This window comes from Halorubrum sp. SP9 (assembly GCF_005435015.1).
GTDB classification, from domain to species: Archaea; Halobacteriota; Halobacteria; order Halobacteriales; family Haloferacaceae; genus Halorubrum; species Halorubrum sodomense.
Map to the genome: position 1 here is coordinate 41,256 of NZ_SGXU01000015.1, position 22,158 is coordinate 63,413.

Below are 22,158 nucleotides of genomic sequence, written 5' to 3' on the forward strand. Positions count from 1 at the left end.
ATGGTAGAGCGTCTTGTCAGTTTGGATAATACTCCTCGATAACCGGTGTCGCTCCAGAACTTGACTGACGAAGTCCAGGTGTATACCCCGTGTCTACTGCTTGGTTTAGAACCCAAATACCCATAGACAGTGTTTTTAGATGTTCCCTTGTGAACGATGTAGAAAAGCCCTACAATCTCTTCTGAGAGTTGCTCCGTCCTGACATTGACCCGATGCTGATTGTTCCATTAGGTATCTAGAACGGCCGTTGTCAGCATACCATTTGGCAACTCTCCCGAGTAGGCCCAGCTCTGACACGAAGCCAATTATAATAATTGTATTATTTACTAGTGTTCACGAGTTTTCGAACTGCTTGAAGTCGAGTTGGGCCGTGGGTTCCGAAGTACAGGAATCCTCGATATCAGAGATCTTCTCGATTGTATTCCCGGCAGATAGGTGGCTGGCAAAGTTCTTCAGATACGTTCCTTTAAGAGCGACGACAATCGACCCGTTCTCCTTCGCCTCGTCAGTTGTTGCCGGAATCGAGATGAGATCTTTCCGCCCATTGACCACCTCTGCCTGGTTGAAAAGCACACCCCAAGTACCGGATGGAATTTCGGATATTGTCTTTTCAATGTCCATGCTCAGATAGTACTTGCTCCCCAGCGCGAAGAAAACAATGTCGTACGGTTTCTCCACGGCCAAGAGTTCCTGAACCGATTGCGGGATCCCGAGATTCGCCCTTCGATCTAGAAGCTCTTCATTAGACATCTCGTTGAAGGTAACTTCGTACGGGGGAAGGTCCTCGTTCTCTTCCACGAGACCGAACCCTGCGCTGATGAAGTAGCGGTCCACTTCATGCCCCGCTTCTCGAAGAGCGCCGACGGCTGCGGAAATATACTTTTGCTGTCGGCCTTTGTATAGATTGCGTGCCCGCAACCTTGCCACACCCTCTTGATTAAGCAGTTCCTCTCTCGGCTGCGCATCAATCTCCTTGGCATCGAATACCGGACTCTCATCAGGGTAATTCTTCGATCCCGAGCACTGGTCGATTATAAGTATCTTCATTGGCTGAACTCAGCGAGACCCGATTGAACAAGCCGTGATGGCAAGAATTGGTCGTCGTACCCCAGTCGATTAAGGATCGCCGTTCGTAGCTTATTTGCGTCAGAATATTCGTGAACAGCACAATCTTCCGTCTCGACCGCGTGTCGAACGTCCTCGAACAGGGTGCGATCCGTCGAGTACATGAAGAGGTCTTGATAGCGGACACAATGGGTTCCGATCTGTTGACCAAGTTTGGATGGGGCGAGTGAAACCGTCGACGGCGGTTGCTCCCACCATTCGTGAACGCCGTTCGCGGTTACGACTCCGACCTCCGCGACTGGCAGATCATGAACAACCTCCCAGAGTTCTGGTTCACTGTTACGGAGGTACGACTCGATCGTGTCAGCACCAGATAAATTAGCTGAGGCCTCGGTGGCAACGAGGATTTTCGGTAGTTCCTCCTCGAACTCGTCATAGAACTTCCGGGTGTTGTGGAATCCGCGGCGACGGTTCCGGTTGTTTCCTCGGAAGATGGCGACTTCGATGCCGAGTTCAGAGCAGATTGGACAGTTACACTCTCGCCACGGTTCGTTACGGAGGGTCTTCTCGTAGGCTTGGAGGTGGTCCTCATCACCTATCCACTCAGCATACGATTTGACGAGCGCCCAGACCTGTTTGAACGTCCCAACATCGTCGGTCGCCCGTTCGCGTCGTGCAATCTCCGCTTGCATCGACTCAAACTCCTCGAATACGCTGCTCGCTGTTTTTAACAATCTTGCGTATCTTTCAAAAGAGAGCGGTTCCTCAGAGTCATCTTCGCGAAGGAGTTTGTGGACGCGGCTCCGAAGCGCGTCACTGAAACTCGCCTTCAGTTCCCCTGCCAGATCGAAGTCCTCTCGAAGCGACTGCTCAATATCACGGAGCCGAGAAGCATCGAATCGTCGGTCGAACCGATTTTCACGGAGGTAATTTTCGAAGCTATCGAGGGCAATCTCGGCCGACGTGAGCCACTCGTCGAGCGCATCTGCGATCGAGCGATTCTCGTCAAATGCCCGGAGGCCGTGAAGTACCTCTTGTCCGCGAAGAGCCTTCTCGACAGCATCTTCAAGATCATCACGGTTCGACGGGTACCGGACGCGGATAGCGTCGTAGCGGCGTTCACTATCGAGGTGGTAGTTCTCACCACCCGTCCAAGCAGCCCGCAGCATGCTCGCGCTGTCGAAGCTTGTCATCCCGGTCCGGCCAATCGTTTCGAAGGCATCCGTCTTTGCGAACCCAAAGACGTGTGTGTCAACACGGGTGTCAAACCCACGTTCGTAGTCCTTAATCACAGTCCCGAGCTCGGTGGTGGTCTTCCGGACATCATCGACATTACTGCCGGCAACCCCACCGATACCGAGGTAATTGTAGCCCATCCCGAGGACATTCCGTGCTGCGTTGGCGTACGATCCGGGATCCCACCCTTGGATTGCGACCATAAGACGAAACGAGTAGTCGTTTGCTTCGTAGAGGTCGCGCATTTCGCGGGCGTTATTTAGCGTCAACTGGTAGCGAAAGTCAGTGTCGTCTTCGCGATAGACCGCCCGTGGGTCGTCCCGGAGGTCGGCGAGAACACGTTGAGCCGATCTATCAAAAATTGACAGGTCGAACGGATCTGGATCGCCCGCCTCGTAGATCGACGGTTCGTACTCGGCTACGTAGTCAGGCCAAGTGTCAGGCCACTCGTCGATCATAAGGTCGAGCTCCTCTGTTAGGTCCTCAGGAAGATCGTCCGTGGAGAATCCATCGGGCATCGCACGCTCGTCGAGGTAGAGTCGTTCCTGATGACCAGTCCCTAGGACAAGGTGGTCAATAGTCACGCCGACCGTGACGCCAAGTTGCTCGTAGAATTCCAACATTCCATCGTTGTCGTAAGGCGGAAATGGAAGTTGTTTGTAGCCCCAAGCCCCGCAGTCACTGATCGTCGGCAGCCAGTTGGGGATGTTCAGACCAGATGCTTCGTGGTAGACTCCATGGTCGATGAGGCGCTCGAACTTTGTACGACTGTCCTCAACCTGCTCGCGGGAGATAAGGACGCCGTCGATAGGTGTGTTCTCGTAATCAAAGATATCCCAGATGTACTGCTGGACGCGTTCGCTTGTATGCGGCGATGAGTGCTCGTCGTGCTCAAAGTCATAGTGAGCGTCGACGCGGTCTTCCCATTCCGGCACGTAGAACCTCACGCGTAGATAGTCACCTACTGTTACGTGTCTCGACCGGTATTTGAAAGCTGTTTTTTCGGGGCTGGAACCGGTTCTCGGCGTGAACCTGATCTAGTTTCAGTTGGATTCGGTCTATTTCAGACTCGCCAAATAGTTCCCTGCGTCTCAATACCCCCAATCAACTGAGTAAATTAACGATCTCAACCAGCAGTTCGGATTGATTCCCATGTGGGAATCAAAACCGACCAATTCAATACCTCTCACCTCTGTTTGGATGTACGCGAATCGCAGGAAGGCTTTGACCCGCGTTCCGTAACATAACGAAATCACTCACAGATCACGGTCGTTCCTTATAACGAACGTACCGCCGTCCAGCGGATTTGAATCGTTATGGATTGGAACGGGCGCGACGGGATTTGAACCCGCGGCATCTTGGTCCGGAACCAAGTGCTCTGTCCGCTGAGCTACGCGCCCTCACGACCGGGTATCCGCGGCGAGCGTTTAACGCTTCTGACTCGGATTCTCAGCAGGAGAGTGCGAGTCGGTCCGCCGCTCGAAGGCATCGTCCGGGGCCGGATCGTCGGGACGGACTGGACTCACAGCGACGGGTCTGAACGCCCCGCCGGCGGAAGCGCTCCCGACTGGCTGCGATCCCGACGTTGAACGATCGGTCGACGGAGACGGAACGGTTATCCCGCAGCTGTTAGTACGAAAGTACAGACAGATGACTGGCCACCGTGTGGCGGACGAACAGAGGTACGGATGAGGGGAGTCGACACCGTCGTCGACGCCGTGATGGACCACAGCCGCGTGGTGATCGCGGTGATGTTGGTGCTGACCGTCGCCATCGGAAGCGGGGCGGTGATGGTCGAGCAGACCTCTTCGCTCGACCAGTTCCAGACCGACTCGCCGGAGAGCGATGCGCTCGAGTACATCCAGGAGAACTTCTCGACCGGCGAGGAAAACACCACGACCGCGCAGGTGATACAGCGCGACGAGGACGTGTTCGACGAGGCGTCGCTCGTGGGGATGCTGGAGTACCAGCAGACGCTCCGGGAAAACGAGACCGTCAACGCGACGCTGTCCGGAAACGGGTCCACCACGAGCATCGCGAACGTCGTCGCGACCGCGGCGATCACAGCCGAGGAGGGCGAAGACGTCCAGCGGACCGCCGCCGAACTGCGGGCGCTCAACGAGAGCGTCAGCGAGGAGCGGGCGGCGATCCGGGAACGCAACGAGACGCTGAGCCGGACCGCGGGGCTGCTCCGTGACGCGCTGACGACGCTCCGAGGGAACCCCGACGCGAGCGTCGGGGCCGAATTCGCCGGCGTGCGTGCGAACACGAGCGTCGAACTCGACGAGGAGGACGCCGCGACGTTCGAGCGCGCCGCCGAGCGGCTCCGGAACGCGTCCACCGAGGCCGAGACGCGGGAGGCTTACCGGCTCGGCACGCGAGGCGTGCTCGAGGATCAGTACGCCGCCTTGCGGGACCGTTCGGCGGCGCTTCGAGAGGACGTGGACCGCCTCCGGGAGCTCGACGACGAACTCGCGACCGAACGCCGGCAGTACGAGAACGCCTCGAACGCGACCATCGAGGAGCAACGGGAGCAGCTCCGCTCGATGAACGAGTCGGCTATCCACGACACCGTACGAACCGTGCTGGGCGAGGACGCCGGCGGGAACGGCGGCGACGGACTCGGACCGTTCGCCCTGATGCCGACCAGCTACGACCCCGGCACGACCGAGGCCAACGCGACGATGCTGATCGTGACGATGGAGGGCGAGGGCGCCGCGGCCACCGGCGCCGCCGGCGAGGACGTGATCGACGCCCAGCTGGCGATGCAGACGCTGGGAGAACGGGCCGGCGGCGGCGAGTACCTCGTGTTCGGCGCGGGGGTCATCAGCCACGAGATCACCAGTTCGATGACGGACAGCCTGCTGATCGTCGGGCCGCTGGCGGTCCTGTTCGTGCTGATCGCGCTCGCGGTCGCCTACCGCGACGTGCTCGACATCCTGCTGGGGCTGTTCGGCATCGGTGCCGTACTCGCGTGGACGTTCGGCTTCATGGGCTGGACGGACATCGCGTTCAACCAGATCTTCATCGCCGTCCCGGTGCTGTTGATCGGGCTGAGCATCGACTACGCGATACACATCTTCATGCGCCACCGCGAGGAGCGCGCCAACGGCGGCGGGGACGGGCCGCGTGGCTCGATGCGGACCGCACTCGTCGGCGTCGGGATCGCGCTGCTCTACGTCACGGCGACCACCGTGATCGGATTCCTCTCGAACCTCACCAGCCCCGTGCCGCCGATCAGGGAGTTCGGGATCGTCAGCTCCGCGGGGATCACCGCGGCGCTGCTGGTGTTCGGCCTGCTGATCCCGGCGATGAAGGTCGAAGTCGACGACCTGCTCGAATCCCGCGGGATCGATCGGCGAAAGCGAGCGTTCGGCACCGGCGGCGGCGCGTTCTCGTCGGTGCTCTCCGTCGGCGCGATCGCCGCACGGAAGGGTCCCTACCTCGTGATCGTGTTCGCGCTGGTGCTCAGCGTGGCCGGTGGCTACGGCGCGACGCAGGTCGACACCTCCTTCGAGCAGTCGGACTTCATCGCGGAGGACCCCGCCGACTGGATGAAGGAACTCCCCGAGCCGTTCGCGCCCGGGGACTACACCGCGAAGGCCAACCTCGAGTACGTCAACGACAACTTCCTGCGACAGGACTCGCAGGCGCAGATCCTGATACGCCCCGACGGGGGTGATCTCACAGACGACGACGTGCTCCGGCGGATCGCCGCCGCCGAGGCGACCGCCGTCGATAAGGAGAACGTGACACAGACGCTCTCGAACGGGGAACCGCGGATTCGGAGCCCGCTATCGGTGATGGAGTCGGTCGCCGAGCGGAACGACGCCTTCGCCGAGCGGTTCGCCGCCGCGGACGCGAACGACGACGGCGTCCCCGACCGTAACCTCGAGGCGCTGTACGACGAGCTGTTCGAGGTGGCGCCCGACGGCGCCTCGGAGGTCATCGACCGCGACGACGGCGAGTACACCGCGGCGCAGATCACCATCTCCGTACAGGGCGGGGCGAGCGGCGACGCGGTGACCGAGGCGATGCGCGACGTGGCCGACGAGGTCGACGGCGAAGGGCTGCGGGCCACCGCGACCGGCGGTGCGGTCCTGAACACGATCGTCCAAGACCAGCTGCTCGAGACCGTCGTCGAGAGCCTGGTCATCACGCTCGTCGCGACGTTCGTCTTCCTGATGATCGCCTACCGGATCACCGAGGGGAGCGCGAGTCTGGGTGCGGTGACGCTGCTCCCGGTCGGGTTCAGCGTGACGTGGATCCTCGGGACGATGTATCTGCTCGACATCCCGTTCAACGTGATCACGGGGATGATCACCAGCCTCACCGTCGGGCTGGGGGTGGCCTACAGCATCCACCTCTCCGAGCGGTACAACCAGGAGCTGGAGCGCACCGGCGAGATATGGACCGCGATGGAGCGAGCGGTCACCGGCACCGGCGGCGCGCTGCTGGGGTCGGCCGCCACGACGGTCGGCGGCTTCGGCGTGCTGGTGTTCGCGATCCTGCCGCCGCTCCAGCAGTTCGGCCAGATCACGGGGCTGACGATCGTCTACGCGTTCCTCGCGAGCGTGTTGGTGTTGCCGTCGCTGCTCGCGGTCTGGACGCGGTTCGTCGGTCCGGACGGCGTGTTCCCCGAGCCGACCGACGGTGAGGACGGCGGCGACGAGGGTCCGGCTGGCGCATCCGACAGCGCGCCCGGCGGTACGGTCGACGGCGCGCCACGCAGTGCGCCAGAGGGCGCGGTTGTCGGCCCCCGCGCCGAACGCCGCTTCGATCGCTCGGTCGTCGGCCCGGACGGTACGGTCACGGTGACTATCGAGACCGAGGGCGTCGACGGCCGTGCGGTCGTGTACGAGCGCGTGGACGGGACCCCCACCGTCGAGTCCGCGACCCCGGAACCGGTTCGACACGTCGAGGCCGACGGCGTGCTCTCGGTCGCGCTCGAGGGGGAGAACCCGACGCTCCGGTACACGACGACGGTGCCCGGAAACGTCACGGACGGCGAGACGATCGCGTTCGACGGTGCGGTCTCCGTCGACGGCGAGCCCTCCAAGACCGACGGCGAGTACGAGGTGGCGGTCGTCTCCGACGTGTTCGAGCGCGTCACCGCTTCGGGCTCGGTGTCGGCGGCGGACCTCGCGGACGCCTACGACGGCTTCGAGCGCGGGGAGCTCACCGAGGCGCAACTCAGCCGGATCAACCAGGCCTGGACCCGCGGGAGAGAGTGATGAACGACGCCGACGCGGCGGACGCGTTGACGGAACTCGGGCTGTCGGCGTACGCGGCCCGGACGTTCGTCGGCCTCCAGAAGATCGGCGTCGCCAGCGCGGGCGAGGTCGCACAGGTGACGGAGGTGCCGCGATCGCAGGTGTACGGCGCGACCGACGAACTGGAGGAGCTGGGGCTGATCGACGTACAGGACGGATCGCCCACGCGCTACCGCGCGGTCCCGGTCGACGAGGCCCGCGACCTGCTGTACGACCGGCTGCGGTCGACCACCGACGAGGCCTTCGATCACCTCGAGACCGTCCGAGGACAACACGCCCCCTCCGACGACCGCGAGGCAATCTGGACCACGGAGGGCCGAGAGAACGTGGCCGCCCGGATCACCTCGCTGGTCGCGGACGCCGAGCGGCAGGTGCTGTTCGCGACCAGCGTCCCGGCGCTTTTGAACGGCGACGTGGCCGACGCGCTCGTCGAGGCCGCGAACGATGGCGTCGGCGTGACCGTCGCCAGCGCCGACGCGGCCGTGCGCGAGGCCGCCGTCGAGGCCGGGCTCTCGGCCGTCGACGTGGAGGACGCGGCGCCGGAGCTCAGCGTCGGACGCGTGCTGCTGGTCGACGGCGACACGGTGCTGTTGAGCGTACAGCCGACCGAGGAGATGCCGACCGTCGCCGACGAGTCGGCGTTCTGGAGCGAGGGGACCGGCTTCGCACGCGTGCTGGCGGCGGTGATCCGGCAGGCGTTCGTCTCGGAGTGATCTCCCGCGAGGGGAGTGTCTCACGAGGGGAGTGTCTCACGAGGGGAGTGTCTCACGAGGGGACGGTCTCACGAGATGTGAGAAGCCGAGAGAACGTGACAGCCGCGCCCGACCCCGGATACGGCGATCGCTTGACCGCGAATTATCGCTGTTGATTCCGTCCGGGGACGGTTTTATCTCCTGGCGTCCGTACGGTCGACAGAGCCGACCGTGACCCTCCGTCCATCCGACACGTCGACGCCGGTCCGCGGCGCCGACGAGGGCGGCGCCGCCGATACCGGTGCCCCCGAAGCCGACGATCGAGCCGCGGTCGACGCGCCCGTCGATACCGGGGACCGATCGGTCCGTTCGGAGCATCGCGCCGACCTCGGTCGATCCCCGGGTTCCTCGGCCGAAACCGAGCCGGCGTCGGGACCCCTCGACGCGACGCCCGCGAAGGGCGAGCCGCGTCCTCCCGAGGCCGACCGCTTCCTCCTCGCCGTCGCCGTGGACGGCGAGGTGCTGTTCGCCGGGCCGTCCGCCCCGGACGTCGTCGGCGTCGAGCGCGACGCGCTCGTCGGGAGCGACCTCCTCGACCGCGTCCATCCGAGCGACCGAGAGCCGGTGGCCGACGCGCTGTCGGCGGTCGCCACGAGCCGAACGGTCACCCACCGGATCCGTCGCGCGAGCGGGGGGTACGCGTGGGTCGAGTCGGTCGTCGACGAGGAGCTCGCCCCGGAGTTCGGCGGGCGGATCGTCACGGTCCGGCGCGTCGACGTCGACCGCACCTTCCCGGAGCGCTACCGCGCCTTCCTGGAGTACGGTAGCGATCTCGTCACCGTCGTCGACGGCGACGGCGTGGTCGTCTACGAGAGCCCCTCCGTCGCGGAGGTGCTCGGCTACGAGCAGGGGTCGACGGTCGGGCGCTCACCGCTCGGCTACGTCCACCCGGACGACCGGGAGCGCGTGACCGAGCGGTTCTACCGAGCGCTCAACGAGCCCGACGCGGCGCCGACGCTGGAGTACCGCTACCGCACCGCCGACGGCGGCTGGGTCTGGCTGGAGTCGCGGACCCGCTCGCTGCCGGCCGACAGCCCCGTCGGCGAGCTGCTGGTCAACTCCCGGGACGTCAGCGCGCGGAAGGCGCGCGAGCGGCGGCTCACCGACCGCAACGAGCGGCTCGATCGCTTCGCGAGCATCGTCTCACACGACCTGCGGAACCCGCTGTCCGTGATCCGCGGCTCGATGGAGATGGCGCGGCTGCGCGGCGAGACGGGTCCCCTCGAACGCGGCGAGCGCGCCGTCGACCGGATCGACCGGCTCGTCTCGGAGCTGCTCACCCTCGCGCGACAGGGGACCGGGATGGACGAGCCCGCGGAGTTCGCGCTCGCGAGCGTCGCCCGAGACGCCTGGGAGACCGCCGCCGGGGACGACGGGGACGCGCAGTTGGTCGTGGCTCGGGACGCGCGGATGTACGGGGACCGTGGCCGAACGCGACAAGCCCTCGAGAACCTGTTCCGTAACGCGACCGAACACGCGAAGCCGGGCGCGTCGACGGACGAGGGAGTCGGCGGCGGCGAAACCCGCAACGGCGACGAGAGCGACGGGGCAGACGACGCGCTCACCGTCCTCGTGACGGCGACCGAGAGGGGGTTCCTCGTCGCCGACGACGGGATCGGGATCGACCCCGACGACCGGGAGTCGGTGTTCGACTCCGGCTTTACCACCCGAGCCGACGGGACGGGATACGGCCTCGACATCGTCCGCGAGGTCGTCGAGTCGCACGGGTGGACCGTCGAACTTCGAGCGCCCGCGGACAGCCCCGTGAATCTCCCCGACGGACGGCGGCTCCGACTCCCGGACGGCGCGTGTTTCGAGGTGTGCGCCCCCGATCCGGCGGACGCCGACCCGGAGGAGCCCTGGATCGACGCGTGAGGGGGGGCGGCGCGTCGCCGCTGCGGCTCCCGTCGCCGCTGTCACCCCCGTCGACCCGGCGCGTTTATTCCCCGCGGGCCGCAAGCCGACCCGTGAGCGCCGCCGACGTGACGGTCCGAGGGGCCGACCCCGCCGATCTCCTCGCGGTGGTCCGGATCGAGCGGGCCTGCTTCTCGGACCCGTGGCCGCGCGACGCCTTCGAGCGGCTGCTGGACGAGCCGGCGTTCCTCGTGGCGGAGCGGGCGGGAGCAGTCGTGGGGTTCGTGATCGGCGACCGGACGCCGAACCACGGGCACGACATCGGCCATATCAAGGACCTGGCCGTCCACCCCGACGCCCGCGGCGAGGGGATCGGTCGGACCCTCCTCCGGTCGGCGCTGGTCCGGCTCCGTGCGACCGGCGTGGCGGTCGCTCGGCTGGAAGTGCGCGAGGGGAACGACCCCGCCCGGTCGCTGTACGCCGACGAGGGGTTCGAGCCGATCCGGCGGGTGGGCGGCTACTACCGCGACGGCGAGGACGCGCTCGTGCTCGTCGTCGACCTCGCGGCCTGGGCCGAGGGGGAGGACGGGGGCGGCCACGGAAGCGATGAGCCACGTTGACACGCCGCGAGTGGCGCCCGTTCTCACGCATATCGGCCCGCCGCGCGGGGTTTGCCAAGGCTTAGTGTGGGGGAGGCCGACCCGAAGGGTATGAGTTCGGTTCCCGAGCGGTCCGAGATCGACGCCGAGTACAAGTGGGACCTCGACGGCATCTACGCCGACGACGAGGCGTGGGAGTCGGCCTACGAGGAGGTATCCGACCGGATCGACGAGCTGGCCGCCTACGAGGGGCGCGCGGTCGAGGGCGCCGCCACGCTCCTCGAACTGCTCGAACTGCGCGAGGAGATCTTCCGCGAGCTCCGGCAGGTGATGACCTACGCTCGCCTGCGCAGCGCGGAGGACACGCGAAACCAGGAGTACCAGGCGATGTCCGCGAAGGCGTCGTCGCTGGGCTCCGAGGCGTCGAGCGCGATATCCTACCTCGAACCGGAGATCCAGTCGCTCACGGAGTCCGACGTCGCGGCCCTCGTCGACGACGAGCCGGCCCTCGCCGAGTACGAGCACTATCTCGACGACGTCCTCCGGAAGAAGCCGCACACGCGGTCGAGCGAGGTCGAGGAGGTGCTGGCGGACCTCTCGGAGGTCACCGACGCGCCGAGCGAGATCTACTCGATGCTGACGAACGCCGACATGACCTACGGCGTCGTCGAGGACCCCGACGGCGAGGACGTGGAGATCACGCAGGCGAACTTCACGAAGCTCCAGACGAACCCGGACCGCGAGTTCCGCGAGCGCGTCCACGAGACGTTCTACGACGAGTGGGCGGACGTGCGCAACACGGTCGGCACGTCGCTGGAGAAGGCCGTCCGCGAGCACGTCACGAGCGCCGAGATCCGCGACTACGACTCCGCGCGCGCCGCCGCCCTCGACGACTCGAACGTCCCCGTCGAGGTGTACGACACGCTCGTCGAGTCGGTCGACGACAACCTCGACGTGCTCCACCGGCACGCCGAGCTGAAGGAGGCGGCGCTCGGCGTCGACCAGCTCCGGAGCCACGACCTCTACATGTCGCTGACGGGCGACCAGGGGCCCGACGTGGAGTACGAGCAGGCCCGCGAGTGGGTGATCGAGGCGGTCGCGCCGCTGGGCGACGCCTACCAGGAGCGGCTGGCCGAGGGGCTCGACTCGCGGTGGGTCGACGTGTACGAGAACCGCGGGAAGCGCTCGGGCGCGTTCTCCTCCGGCACGTACGACACCCAGCCGTACATCATGATGAACTACCAGGACGACATCGCCTCGATGTACACGCTGGCCCACGAGCTCGGCCACTCGATGCACTCGGAGCTGGCCGGCGACGCGCAGCCGTGGCACGACGCCAGCTACGAGATCTTCGTCGCGGAGATCGCCTCCACCGTCAACGAGACGCTGCTCACCCACCACCTGCTCGACACCGTCGAGGACGACGAGCTCCGCACCCACGTGCTCGACGAGTACCTCGAACGCTTCCGCTCCACCCTCTTCCGCCAGACGATGTTCGCGACGTTCGAACAGGAGATCCACGAGCGCGTGGAGGCGGGTGACGCGCTCACCCCCGACGCGTTCGACGAGATGTACGGCGACCTGAAGGGCGACTACTACGCGCCCGTCGAGCTGACGGGCGGCATCGAGCGCGAGTGGCAGCGTATTCCTCATTTCTATTATGACTTCTACGTCTACCAGTACGCGACCGGCATCTCCGCCGCGGCCGCCATCGTCGAGCGGATCCTCGACGAGGGGGAAGACGCCGCCGCCGACTACCGCGAGATGCTGAAGGCGGGCGGCTCGGAATACCCGCTCGACGTGGTCGAACTCGCCGGCATCGACATGGCCTCGCCCGACCCGATCGAGTCCGCCGTCGGGATCTACGACGACTACCTCGACGAGATCGCGGCGCTGCTCGACCTGGAGTGACGGCCCCCGGCCCACACAAAGCATATAGTTCGCTCGGGGCTATCCGCCCGGCGCGATGGACCGCAGGCTCCTCGCCGTCCCGGGCGCCCTCCTCCTGCTCGTCCTGATCGCGGACGTGAGCGTCGTCGGCTGGGAGGCGACGTTTCGGGCGGGCGCGGGGCTCGACCAGCACTCGGCCGTGAACGCCAGCGACCTCCCCGCGCGGTGCGCCGACGCCGCGGTCGCGCTCGCGGACGGCCGCACCGTCTCGATCCGCGGGTATCGGGTCGCGCCCGGATCGATCGACCTCCTGTTCGAACGCGCCTCGACCTCCGGAGAGTGGGCCCTCGGCGACGCGAACTGTGCGGACCGGCTCGCCGGCCTCGACGACCTGCGCGTCGACGGGGAGTCGTACAGGGTCCTCGGAAGCTACTCGCGCGACCGGCTGGACCGGACCCCGGCGGCCGGGCTGGCGAGGCTCGGCAGCGGGCTCGTCGGCGTCGCGCTGCTCGCGATCGGGCTCTTCGCGGCCGTCCACCGAGACACCGGGTGACGACCGCGGTGGGAAGGTGCGATCGCCCGCTCGACCGGGACGCGACGCCGGCCACCGGCCGATTTTAATACCTCCCTGTCCCGATGGCGACGGCATGGAGTGGCACGACCGGGTGGACGACGGAGCGGACATGCTGCGCCGACAGGCGGTCCGAATTCCCCTCCCCGATGCGGAGGCGGAGCGGGACCTCCACGAGAATATGAGCCGGAGCGCGGACGCCGGCGAGCGAAAGAGCCGGCTGCTCGACGATCCGGACGTCCCGCTGACGGAGGTGTACGAGGACGAGCTAAAGGAGATGCGACGGAGCTTCGAGCACCGCCTCCAGCAGGTCGCCGGCGAGGAGTACTACGACGTCGCGACCGCCTACCTCGACGGGGAACGCGACGACTGGATCGGGGCGCTCGCGGCGTACTACCTGGAGTGTTACTACCGCTTACAGGAGCGCTACACCGTCGACGACCAGATCTTCTTTCTGTTGATCCTGCGGTACCCCAACAGTTTCACGGTGAACCTCAGTTTCCTCAGCGGTGAGATCGGCGCGGACGCGGTTCGGTACGAGTCCGCCGCGCTCGCGGACGCGGACCTCACGGATCGCGGTCGGGAACAGTACTACGCGGACAGCCAGTACTCCCAGCATGAGGCCGCGGAGTATCTCCGCGAGAGGGTCGGCTGTATTCGCGAGGCGTTCCCGGACCCGGACACGACGCCGATCGAGCGGCGGCGTTACGGCGGGTTCATCCATCTCACCGGACGACAGGGACCGACGTTCGCGGAGCTACTCGACTCCCGCACTCCGGACCCGGACCGATTCGACGAGCCGGCCACGACGCCAAGCATCGTCTCGGAGGGGTCGGAGGCGAAACGAGCGAAACGAACCCTCCTCACCGACGCCGAGGTGTTGATCTGACCGGCCGGGGGTGACCGGTTCGACCGTCCCGGCACCGATTTACCGCTCCCCCGCCACACACCGGATAATGGACGAACGCGTACGCGAGCACGCCGAAGTGCTCGTCGACTGGAGCGCGCGGGTCGAGGCCGGCGACGACGTGGTCGTCAGCGTCGCGGAGGACGCCCACGAGTTGGGCGTCGCGGTCGCCGAGGCGCTCGGCGAGCGCGGGGCGAACGTCACGACCCTGTACGGGTCGAGCGAGGTCTCCCGCGCCTACCTGAAGGGCGTCGAGGCCGGAACGGAGGGCGACGTCGAGGCCGACGACTTCGACGCGGACCCCGCGGTCGAGCGCGCGCTGTTCGAGGCGGCCGACGCCTACCTCCGGATCGGGGGCGGGCGCAACACCACCGCGACCGCGGACGTCGACCGCCCCACGCGGCAGGCGTACGCGAAGGCCCGCAAGGGCGTCCGCGAGGCGCGGATGGACACCGACTGGGTGTCGACGGTCCACCCGACCCGCTCCCTCGCCCAGCAGGCGGGGATGGCCTACGAGGAGTATCAGGAGTTCGTCTACGACGCGGTCCTCCGCGACTGGGAGTCGCTCGCGGAGGAGATGGCGCAGATGAAGGAGATCCTCGACGCGGGCGAGGAGGTCCGGATCGTCACCGAGCGCGACGGCGCGCCCGACACCGACGTGGCGATGTCGATCGCGGACCGCACCGCGGTGAACTCCGCGGCCTCCGTCGCGTACGACTCCCACAACCTCCCCTCGGGCGAGGTGTTCACCGCGCCGTACGACACCGAGGGCGAGGCGTTCTTCGACGTGCCGATGACCATCGACGCGACCCGCGTTCGGAACGTCCACCTCGTCTTCGAGGGCGGCGAGGTCGTCGACTTCTCGGCGGAGGCCGGCGAGGACGCGCTCGCGGAGATCCTCGACACCGACGAGGGCGCCCGGCGGCTGGGGGAGCTGGGGATCGGGATGAACCGCGGTATCGACCGGTTCACCGACTCGATACTCTTCGACGAGAAAATGGGCGACACCGTCCACCTCGCGGTCGGCCGCGCCTACGACGCCTGCCTGCCCGACGGGGAGTCCGGCAACGACAGCGCGGTCCACGTCGACATGATCTCCGACGTGAGCGAGCGTTCCCGGATGGAGGTCGACGGCGAGGTCGTCCAGCGGAACGGGACGTTCCGGTGGGAGGAGGGGTTCGAGGAGTAAGTCGGGAGGACGATAACTCGGTGGGAGAAGGGGAGACTGTCGGCTCCGTTGGAATTCTCAACTCGTGATATGCTCTTGGAGGCGTGCTGAATGTAGACGGTGAGCGCGTATCGGACGTAACGCGGGTCGGTTGGCGTCGCCTACGCCAGCGCAATCCCCGCCCCGACGGCGAGACTCGTCAGTGCGAGGCCGACGAGCGCGACTGTCGTCCGGTCGTGGTGTCCGTCGCGGTCGTCGGAGTCGAACCCACGACCGGTCAGAACACCGAGGCCGACAGCAACCGCGGAGAGGCCACCGGCGAGCGCCAGCGTCGTCCAGAGTTCCAGTCCGTGCTGTGCGACTCCTCGTGTAGCCGTCCCGGCGAGAAGGACGCCAGTTGCTATCGGGGCCGCGGCTGTCGCTTTGTTGGAGGGCATCGGTCGAGTGTCCAACGGGCGTCTGAAAACAGTGGCGGTGCCGTTCCGCGGACAGTGGTCAGTACAGAGTCTGTGTTGAGCGATTGCCGCGGCGGGGCAATACAGGTACACCAACCGTTCTATGATGTCCTCAGTACGGTGGTTAGATTGAGAACGGGAACTGGTCTTTGACGGATTGAAACGCAAGGCGGCCGAGTAGTTGTGCTGGACCTCGCTTCGGGAGGTCACGAGTGATCTCCAGTTCGCTTGGCGGAGTGCTTCCGCCGAGTCCGAGGTCCCAGTCTGTCTCTGCGTCGAAACGTTCAACCGCAGTTTCAACGGCCTCACGTACACCGTCAGCATCCATCGTTTTGACGACGTTGTCCTGCATTACGATCTCACCGTCCACGATAACCGCCTCTACGTCAGCAGGTGCCGCGTTGTTCACGATGTGTGCGGGGATGTTCGTGAGCGGCGTGAATTTCGGTTTCTCCACGTTCAGTAGAATGACGTCAGCTCGCTTCTCGGGTTCAAGACTCCCGATTTCGTCGCCGATACCGAGCGTACGTGCGCCCTCGATGGTGAGCATCCGAACGAGTTCCATCGAGTTATACTGTCCAGTAGAACGTTTGAGGTTCGCCGCCAGCCGTGCCTGCCGTGCTTCACCGAACATGCTGTAGGAGTCGTGCCAGTAGTGGTCGTCAATGCCGATCCCGACATCGACGCCTGCGTCGCGGAGTTCCGGCACGGGTGTCCACTGTATGTCCCCGTCCGGGTTCCAGTACGCGAAGACTGACGGGCAGTGTGCGACAGACGCGTTCGCATTGGCGGTTCGCTGGATGTCGTCGTCGTCAGCGAGGCGGAAATGGGCAGCCACTAACTGCTCGTTGAGCAATCCGACTTCATCAAGGAGATCTAGCGAGTCCGACGCACCGTTCGACCGCGCCATCGTATTGCTCTCCTCTAACTCCAGCAAGTGCGTGTGAACCGGAAGATCGGGGTACTCGGTGGTAAGGGTGGCCGTCCGCTCCCATACGTCGCGGGTACACGACCAGTCGTCGTGCGGGCAGATCGTCGCTCGGATACGCCCATCGTACGTATTGTGGTGCTCGTCGATGAACGCACGGGCCCGCTCAAACTGTTCGTCAGTCGGGACGTCCCAGAACAGATCCGAGACCGCCACCCCGAAGAATCCACGGAGTCCGGCGTCACCGAACGTCTCAGCCCCGTAGCTCGGTCGCACGTCCATCGAATTGACGGTAGTGACGCCACCGTTGAGGAAATTGAGTGCGGCAAGTTTGTATCCAGCCTCAGTGAGGTAATCGTACTCACCGTCCGCGATATGGCCGTAGATGGCGGTCATCCCACCCATCATCTCCAGCAAACCAAGGTCGCTGAACGCGCCGATCAACGGCGTCAGTTCGAGATGCGTATGAGTGTTGACCAGACCCGGCATCGCTACCATCCCGTCACCGTCGATCACGTGGTCAGCGTCAGCGATAGCGTCCTCGTTCTCGGTTGTTCGAACGTCCGTGATGCGCCCATCGTCGATGCGGAGCGTCCCGCGTTCGTAGAGTTGGTTCGAATCATTAACCGTGAGAACGTACGCATCGTGGATGACTATGTCAGAGGGCATCTAATCATTCTCCTAATCATTCTGTATTCAAAGCTGGGAAAGTGGTGGGTAGACAACCCGCGTCTCTCGCCTTAGTTCGATAGCCCCTCCTCACCTCGTTCAGTTCGCAGGCGCATTTCACCGGCTGATTCAAGACGTGGATAGAGAAAAGAAGGCCTTTCACCTGCTGACTAGATCCCCTGTATCTCGCACAGGGTGTGTCAGTCCCCGAGAATTTCAACGGAACCAACCGTCGGAGGCGGGCGGACCGCGCTTACGCCGTCGCCGCCTCGATGGCAGCCTCCAGGTCGGCGACGATGTCGGCGGGGTCCTCGATGCCGACCGACAGGCGCACCATGTCGTCGGTGACGCCCGCGGCCTCCTTCTCCTCGCCCGTCAGCTGCTGGTGCGTGGTCGACGCCGGGTGGATCACGAGCGTCTTCGAGTCGCCGACGTTCGCGACCAGCGAGGCGAGGTCCGCCTCCTCGACGGTCGCCCGGGCGGCCTCGTAGCCCGCCTCCAGCCCGAAGGTGAGCATCCCGCCGTACCCACCGTCGAGGTACTCGCTCGCCTCCTCGTGGGTCTCGTGGCTCTCCAGGCCGGGGTAGTTCACCCACGCGATATCGTCGTGGTCGTCGAGGTACTCCGCGACGACGGCGGCGTTCTCGCAGTGGCGGTCCATCCGCAGCGGGAGCGACTCCGTCTGCTGGAGCGTGTTCCACGCGTCGAACGGCGACTGCTGGTCGCCCAGGTCGCGCAGCCCGCGGGTGACCGCCGCGAAGGTGAAGGCGGCGTCGCCGAACCGTTCGGCGAAGTTGATCCCGTGGTACGCGGGGTTGTCCTGCGCGATCTCCGGGTACTTCTCGGCGTGGTCGGCCCACGGGAACGAGCCGCCGTCGACGACGACCCCGCCGACCGTGGTGCCGTTGCCCGTCAGCCACTTCGTCGTCGACTCCCAGACGAGGTCCGCGCCGTGTTCGAGCGGCCGGCAGAGGTACGGCGTCGCGAACGTGTTGTCGACGAACAGCGGGACCCCGCGGTCGTGGGCGATATCGGCGATCCGCTGGATGTCGGGCGTGACGAGGGCGGGGTTCCCGATCGTTTCGAGGTGGACGTAGGCGGTGTCCTCGTCGATCGCCTCGGCGTACCCCTCGTAGTCGAGCGGGTCGACGAAGCGCGTGGAGACGCCGCGGCGCTCGACGGAGTGGGTGAGGTAGGTGTAGGTGCCGCCGTACAGCGCCGACGAGGTGACGACGTTGTCGCCCGCCGAGGCGAGCAGGAACGTCGTCAGGTCGAGCGCGGCCATGCCCGAGGCGGTCGCGACCGCGCCGACGCCGCCCTCCAGCGAGGCGATCCGCTCTTCGAGGGCGGCGTTGGTCGGGTTCATCAGCCGGGAGTAGACGTTTCCGGCCTCCTCTAAGGCGAAGAGATCCGCGGCGTGGTCGGCGTCGTCGAACTGGTAGGCGGTCGTCTGGTAGATGGGCGTCGCGCGGGCCCCGGTCGTCGGGTCCGGGTCGGAGCCGGCGTGGACGCTTCGGGTGTCGAACTGGCGGTCGTCGTCCTCGTCGGATGGCATGGACCGACCTTCCGGCGCTGCGCAGTTAAAGCCGGCCGGCCCGTGCCGGCGTTTCCGGTATCTCGGAGACGGTCTCGTGCCAACCGTTAACAGCGTCGGGCCGCAACTTCGGGTATGGGAACACAAGGTCCGCGCGGCGAGTCCGCCGAGATGGAGGATCTGCTGGCGGAGATCCCGGACGGGGTCTGGCAGTACCTCGCGCTCGGCGTCGCCCTCCTCGTCGGCGTCGCCCTCTTGGGGCAGAGCCTCGTCTTCGGCGTCGCGGCGCTCGCGGTGCTTCTGGCGGTCGTCACGGTCGTCAGCGCCGTCGAGATCGTCGACGCCTACGACAAGGAGGCCCTCACCGTCTTCGGCGAGTACCGGGAACTGCTCGAGCCGGGCGTCCACGTCATCCCGCCGTTCGTCTCGCGGACGTACGCGTTCGACATGCGGACGCAGACGATCGACGTGCCGAGCCAGTCGGCGATCACGCGGGACAACTCGCCCGTGACCGCCGACGCGGTCGTCTACATCAAGGTGATGGACGCCAAGAAGGCGTTCCTCGAGGTCGACAACTACAAGAACGCCGTCTCGAACCTCGCGCAAACCACCCTCCGCGCCGTCATCGGTGACATGGAGCTCGACGACACGCTCTCGCAGCGGGAGCTCATCAACGACCGGATCAACGAGGAGTTAGACGAGCCCACCGACGAGTGGGGGATCCGCGTCGAGGCCGTCGAGGTCCGCGAGGTGAGCCCCTCCCAGGAGGTCCAGCGCGCGATGGAGCAGCAGACCGGCGCCGAGCGCCGCCGCCGCGCGATGATCCTCGAAGCGCAGGGGGAACGCCGCTCCGCGGTCGAGCAGGCGGAGGGGGACAAGCAGTCGAACATCATCCGCGCGCAGGGGGAGAAGCAGTCCCAGATCCTCGAGGCGCAGGGGGACGCGATCTCGACCGTGCTCCGCGCGCGCTCCGCCGAGTCGATGGGCGAGCGCGCCATCATCGAGCGCGGCATGGAGACCCTCGAAGAGATCGGGAAAGGCGAGTCCACCACCTTCGTCCTCCCGCAGGAGCTCACCAGCCTCGTCGGCCGCTACGGCAAGGCGCTCTCCGGCTCCGACGTCCAGCAGATGGAGGGGTTAGAGAGTCTGGAGTTCGACGAGGAGACGGAGAAGCTGCTCGGCTTGGAGGACATCGAGTCCGCGTTGGAGGAGCTCGACAGCTACTCCGACGGGAACCTCTCGACGAGCCGGGACGGGGAGGAGGTCCCGGACGCCGAGGTAGAGGAGTTCGAGGTCGACGAGGCCGACATCGACCTCGAGACGGAGACGGAGCGGCCGAGCGACTGAGCGCTCGTCGCGCGGCGACCACCCGAACGCGACGAGGCTACAACCGCCAGCGGTCGGGATCGACGACTCAGAGCGGCCCGACGGCGGCCGCGCCGCCGACATCGCCCGAGTCGCCGACGTTTCCGGATCCAAAGATGTCGACCACGAGGCGGATCGGGATGTCGACCTGGAGTCGAAGACGGAGACCGGGACGGTATGCGAACCGATTACGAGTAGCGATCAGCTCTCACAGGCCCGACACTCGAGAATGTCTCGGCTGAACTTCTGCGCGGCGTTCACACTGTGCTGATAGTAGAGGCTCTTGACCCCTTTCTTCCAAGCCTCTATGTAGAGCTGATTGATCTCCTTGACGCTCACTTCGCTCGGGTCGATCGAGACGTTCACGCTCTGTGATTGGTCGATGTGTTTCTGCCTCTGTGCCGCCTGGTTGATTATCGCCATCTGCGGTATCTCGGCGAAGGTCTTGAACACCTCTTTCTCTCTGTCCGTCAGACAGTCGAGATGCTGGACGCTCCCGTCTTTATTCGCGATGCTGTCCCAGACCTCGCGGGTGTCCTTGCCCCGCTCGGCCAGTATCGCTTGAAGGAATCTGTTCTTCTGCGTCGACTTCAGCTTCGCACCGTCTCGCACGAAGTAGTTCGATTTCAGCGGCTCGATGCTCGGGCTGACCTGACCCAGAATGACGCTGCTCGATTTCGTCGGGGCCACGCTCATCGTCGTCGTGTTCCGCCTACCGTACCCTTCGAGAACCTCCGGCTCTCCGAACTCGTCGGCAAGCGCTTCGCTCGCCTCGTAGCTCCGTTCTCTGATCGTCCGGAATATCTCCTCGTTCTTCTCCATCGCCTCCATGCTGTCGAAGGGGATCATCTCGCTCTGGAGGTAGCTGTGCCACCCGAGGACGCCGATCCCGATCGCTCTGTGCCGCTTCGCGAACCGCACGGCCCGCTCCATGAACCGGACTCCCTCCGTGCGCTGGATGAACTCCTCCATCACCGCGTCGAGGAACCGGGTCAGCGTCTCCACCGCGTCGGTGTCCTTCCACTCGTCGTAGTGGAGCGCGTTCATGCTCGAGAGACAGCAGACGAAGCTCTCGTCCGCGGTGGCCGGCAGCGCGATCTCGGTACAGAGGTTGGACGCGTTTATTTGGTAGTCCTTGTCCTTGTACACCTGCGGCTTCCCCTCGTTCATGTTCCCCCGGAAGATGATGTACGGAACGCCGACGTTGATCCGGGTCTCGATGATGTCCGCCCAGGTCTCCCGCTTCTCCTCGTCGCCGTCGATCATCGCCTGAAACCAGTCGTCGCCGACGATGACGCCGTAGTAGATGTCCTGTACCGGGTCCCCCTCGGTTTTGATGTTGAGCCACTCCTCTAGGTCGTCGTGTTCGACGTCGATGTAGCCGGCGAACTGCCCGCGCCGGGTTTCGCCCTGACTAATGACGTTAATGATCGTGTCGAACAGCTCCGTGAAGCTGTAACTCCCGTTGCTCTTGCCGTTGTTCGTTATCTGACTGCCCCGCGGCCGCAGCTCGCCGAAGTACCCGCTCGTGCCGCCGCCCTGCTTGGTCATCTCACCCACCTCGGCTTGGGTGTAGAGGATACTCTCGATGTTGTCCTCCATGTAGCTGCCGAAACAGCTGATAGGGAGGCCTCTGTCCAGTCCGAAGTTGGCCCACACCGGGCTGGCGAGACTGTAGAAGCCGCGGCTCATGTACTCGTAGAACCTGTCCGCGAAGCCCTCTTCGCCGAGGATCTCTTCGGCGCGCTCCGCTATCTGTCTGACTCGCTCTTCCGCTTCGACACCCTCGATCAGGTATCCCTCTCTGAGGAACTCCCTGCTGTCCTCGTTCAGCCAGTAAAACGGTTCATTATGCTGTTCCGCAACGCCGTCGAGTGCTGTTTGTGCCATCG

At 65.2% G+C, this 22,158-nt stretch carries 15 protein-coding genes and 1 tRNA gene; 9 read left to right on the forward strand and 7 right to left on the reverse strand.

Translation table 11 applies throughout. The annotated features are described in order from the left end of the window. Positions 1 to 333 precede the first annotated feature (333 nt). The 3 genes from EXE45_RS10395 to EXE45_RS10405 form a co-directional block, all read right to left on the reverse strand. The gene (locus EXE45_RS10395; RefSeq protein ID WP_137694285.1) at positions 334 to 1,047 is read right to left on the reverse strand and encodes a hypothetical protein; all 714 of its coding nucleotides are present in this window, start codon (positions 1,045 to 1,047) and stop codon (positions 334 to 336) included. Beyond that, positions 1,044 to 3,248 (reverse strand): queuine tRNA-ribosyltransferase tRNA-guanine transglycosylase, encoded by a 2,205-nt coding sequence (locus tag EXE45_RS10400; protein ID WP_137694286.1) that lies wholly within the window; start codon positions 3,246 to 3,248, stop codon positions 1,044 to 1,046. Before EXE45_RS10400 ends, EXE45_RS10395 begins: the two co-directional genes overlap by 4 nt. 380 nt (positions 3,249 to 3,628) lie before the next feature. Then, positions 3,629 to 3,701, reverse strand: a tRNA-Arg gene (locus EXE45_RS10405). A 288-nt stretch (positions 3,702 to 3,989) separates the two neighbouring features. On the opposite strand from EXE45_RS10405, the gene EXE45_RS10415 reads away from it, so the two are divergent. The 8 genes from EXE45_RS10415 to EXE45_RS10450 all read left to right on the forward strand — a co-directional run bounded on the left by EXE45_RS10415 (position 3,990) and on the right by EXE45_RS10450 (position 15,336). Then, positions 3,990 to 7,535, forward strand: coding sequence for an MMPL family transporter (locus tag EXE45_RS10415; RefSeq protein WP_137694287.1), 3,546 nt, complete (start codon positions 3,990 to 3,992; stop codon positions 7,533 to 7,535). After that, the gene (locus tag EXE45_RS10420; protein WP_137694288.1) at positions 7,535 to 8,287 is read left to right on the forward strand and encodes a TrmB family transcriptional regulator; all 753 of its coding nucleotides are present in this window, start codon (positions 7,535 to 7,537) and stop codon (positions 8,285 to 8,287) included. Before EXE45_RS10415 ends, EXE45_RS10420 begins: the two co-directional genes overlap by 1 nt. 210 nt (positions 8,288 to 8,497) lie before the next feature. Further along, a complete protein-coding gene (locus tag EXE45_RS10425) occupies positions 8,498 to 10,201 on the forward strand; it encodes a PAS domain-containing sensor histidine kinase (protein WP_137694289.1) in 1,704 nt (567 codons plus the stop codon). Positions 10,202 to 10,293: 92 nt separating this feature from the next. Then, positions 10,294 to 10,800, forward strand: coding sequence for a ribosomal protein S18-alanine N-acetyltransferase (gene rimI / locus EXE45_RS10430; RefSeq protein WP_092919526.1), 507 nt, complete (start codon positions 10,294 to 10,296; stop codon positions 10,798 to 10,800). Positions 10,801 to 10,890: 90 nt separating this feature from the next. After that, entirely contained in the window at positions 10,891 to 12,690 is a 1,800-nt protein-coding gene (gene pepF, locus EXE45_RS10435) for an oligoendopeptidase F (protein WP_092919524.1), read from the forward strand. A gap of 55 nt (positions 12,691 to 12,745) precedes the next feature. After that, positions 12,746 to 13,222: a hypothetical protein gene (locus tag EXE45_RS10440; RefSeq protein ID WP_137694290.1), complete on the forward strand. Its 477-nt coding sequence runs from the start codon at positions 12,746 to 12,748 to the stop codon at positions 13,220 to 13,222. A gap of 94 nt (positions 13,223 to 13,316) precedes the next feature. Beyond that, the gene (locus EXE45_RS10445; RefSeq protein WP_137694291.1) at positions 13,317 to 14,129 is read left to right on the forward strand and encodes a hypothetical protein; all 813 of its coding nucleotides are present in this window, start codon (positions 13,317 to 13,319) and stop codon (positions 14,127 to 14,129) included. Between the two features lie 67 nt (positions 14,130 to 14,196). Further along, positions 14,197 to 15,336 carry an aminopeptidase gene (locus EXE45_RS10450; protein WP_137694292.1) on the forward strand — a complete coding sequence of 380 codons (1,140 nt, stop codon included), beginning with the start codon at positions 14,197 to 14,199 and terminating at the stop codon, positions 15,334 to 15,336. 140 nt (positions 15,337 to 15,476) lie between these two features. Here EXE45_RS10450 and EXE45_RS10455 read toward each other — a convergent pair whose 3' ends face one another. The 3 genes from EXE45_RS10455 to EXE45_RS10465 all read right to left on the reverse strand — a co-directional run bounded on the left by EXE45_RS10455 (position 15,477) and on the right by EXE45_RS10465 (position 18,922). Further along, complete coding sequence (locus tag EXE45_RS10455) at positions 15,477 to 15,752, reverse strand: hypothetical protein (RefSeq protein WP_092919510.1); 276 nt, start codon at positions 15,750 to 15,752, stop codon at positions 15,477 to 15,479. 142 nt (positions 15,753 to 15,894) lie between these two features. Next, on the reverse strand, positions 15,895 to 17,367 hold the full coding sequence (locus EXE45_RS10460) for an amidohydrolase family protein (protein ID WP_092919508.1): 1,473 nt from the start codon (positions 17,365 to 17,367) through the stop codon (positions 15,895 to 15,897). 253 nt (positions 17,368 to 17,620) lie between these two features. Beyond that, positions 17,621 to 18,922: an O-acetylhomoserine aminocarboxypropyltransferase/cysteine synthase family protein gene (locus EXE45_RS10465; protein ID WP_137694293.1), complete on the reverse strand. Its 1,302-nt coding sequence runs from the start codon at positions 18,920 to 18,922 to the stop codon at positions 17,621 to 17,623. Positions 18,923 to 19,036: 114 nt separating this feature from the next. Between EXE45_RS10465 and EXE45_RS10470 the strand changes: the two genes are divergently transcribed. Further along, entirely contained in the window at positions 19,037 to 20,248 is a 1,212-nt protein-coding gene (locus EXE45_RS10470; protein ID WP_092919504.1) for an SPFH domain-containing protein, read from the forward strand. A 219-nt stretch (positions 20,249 to 20,467) separates the two neighbouring features. On the opposite strand, the gene EXE45_RS10475 is transcribed toward EXE45_RS10470, so the two are convergent. After that, positions 20,468 to 22,156, reverse strand: coding sequence for a ribonucleoside-diphosphate reductase subunit alpha (locus tag EXE45_RS10475; RefSeq protein ID WP_137694294.1), 1,689 nt, complete (start codon positions 22,154 to 22,156; stop codon positions 20,468 to 20,470). Between the last annotated feature and the right edge of the window lie 2 nt (positions 22,157 to 22,158).

Excerpts from the sequence above, each read along its gene's own strand:
- EXE45_RS10395 (WP_137694285.1), bottom strand. The coding sequence starts at position 1,047 with ATGAAGATACTTATAATCGACCAGTGCTCGGGATCGAAGAATTACCCT.
- EXE45_RS10415 (WP_137694287.1), top strand. The coding sequence starts at position 3,990 with ATGAGGGGAGTCGACACCGTCGTCGACGCCGTGATGGACCACAGCCGC.
- EXE45_RS10420 (WP_137694288.1), top strand. The coding sequence starts at position 7,535 with ATGAACGACGCCGACGCGGCGGACGCGTTGACGGAACTCGGGCTGTCG.
- pepF (WP_092919524.1), top strand. The coding sequence starts at position 10,891 with ATGAGTTCGGTTCCCGAGCGGTCCGAGATCGACGCCGAGTACAAGTGG.
- EXE45_RS10440 (WP_137694290.1), top strand. The coding sequence starts at position 12,746 with ATGGACCGCAGGCTCCTCGCCGTCCCGGGCGCCCTCCTCCTGCTCGTC.
- EXE45_RS10445 (WP_137694291.1), top strand. The coding sequence starts at position 13,317 with ATGGAGTGGCACGACCGGGTGGACGACGGAGCGGACATGCTGCGCCGA.
- EXE45_RS10450 (WP_137694292.1), top strand. The coding sequence starts at position 14,197 with ATGGACGAACGCGTACGCGAGCACGCCGAAGTGCTCGTCGACTGGAGC.
- EXE45_RS10455 (WP_092919510.1), bottom strand. The coding sequence starts at position 15,752 with ATGCCCTCCAACAAAGCGACAGCCGCGGCCCCGATAGCAACTGGCGTC.
- EXE45_RS10460 (WP_092919508.1), bottom strand. The coding sequence starts at position 17,367 with ATGCCCTCTGACATAGTCATCCACGATGCGTACGTTCTCACGGTTAAT.
- EXE45_RS10465 (WP_137694293.1), bottom strand. The coding sequence starts at position 18,922 with ATGCCATCCGACGAGGACGACGACCGCCAGTTCGACACCCGAAGCGTC.
- EXE45_RS10470 (WP_092919504.1), top strand. The coding sequence starts at position 19,037 with ATGGGAACACAAGGTCCGCGCGGCGAGTCCGCCGAGATGGAGGATCTG.
- EXE45_RS10475 (WP_137694294.1), bottom strand. The coding sequence starts at position 22,156 with ATGGCACAAACAGCACTCGACGGCGTTGCGGAACAGCATAATGAACCG.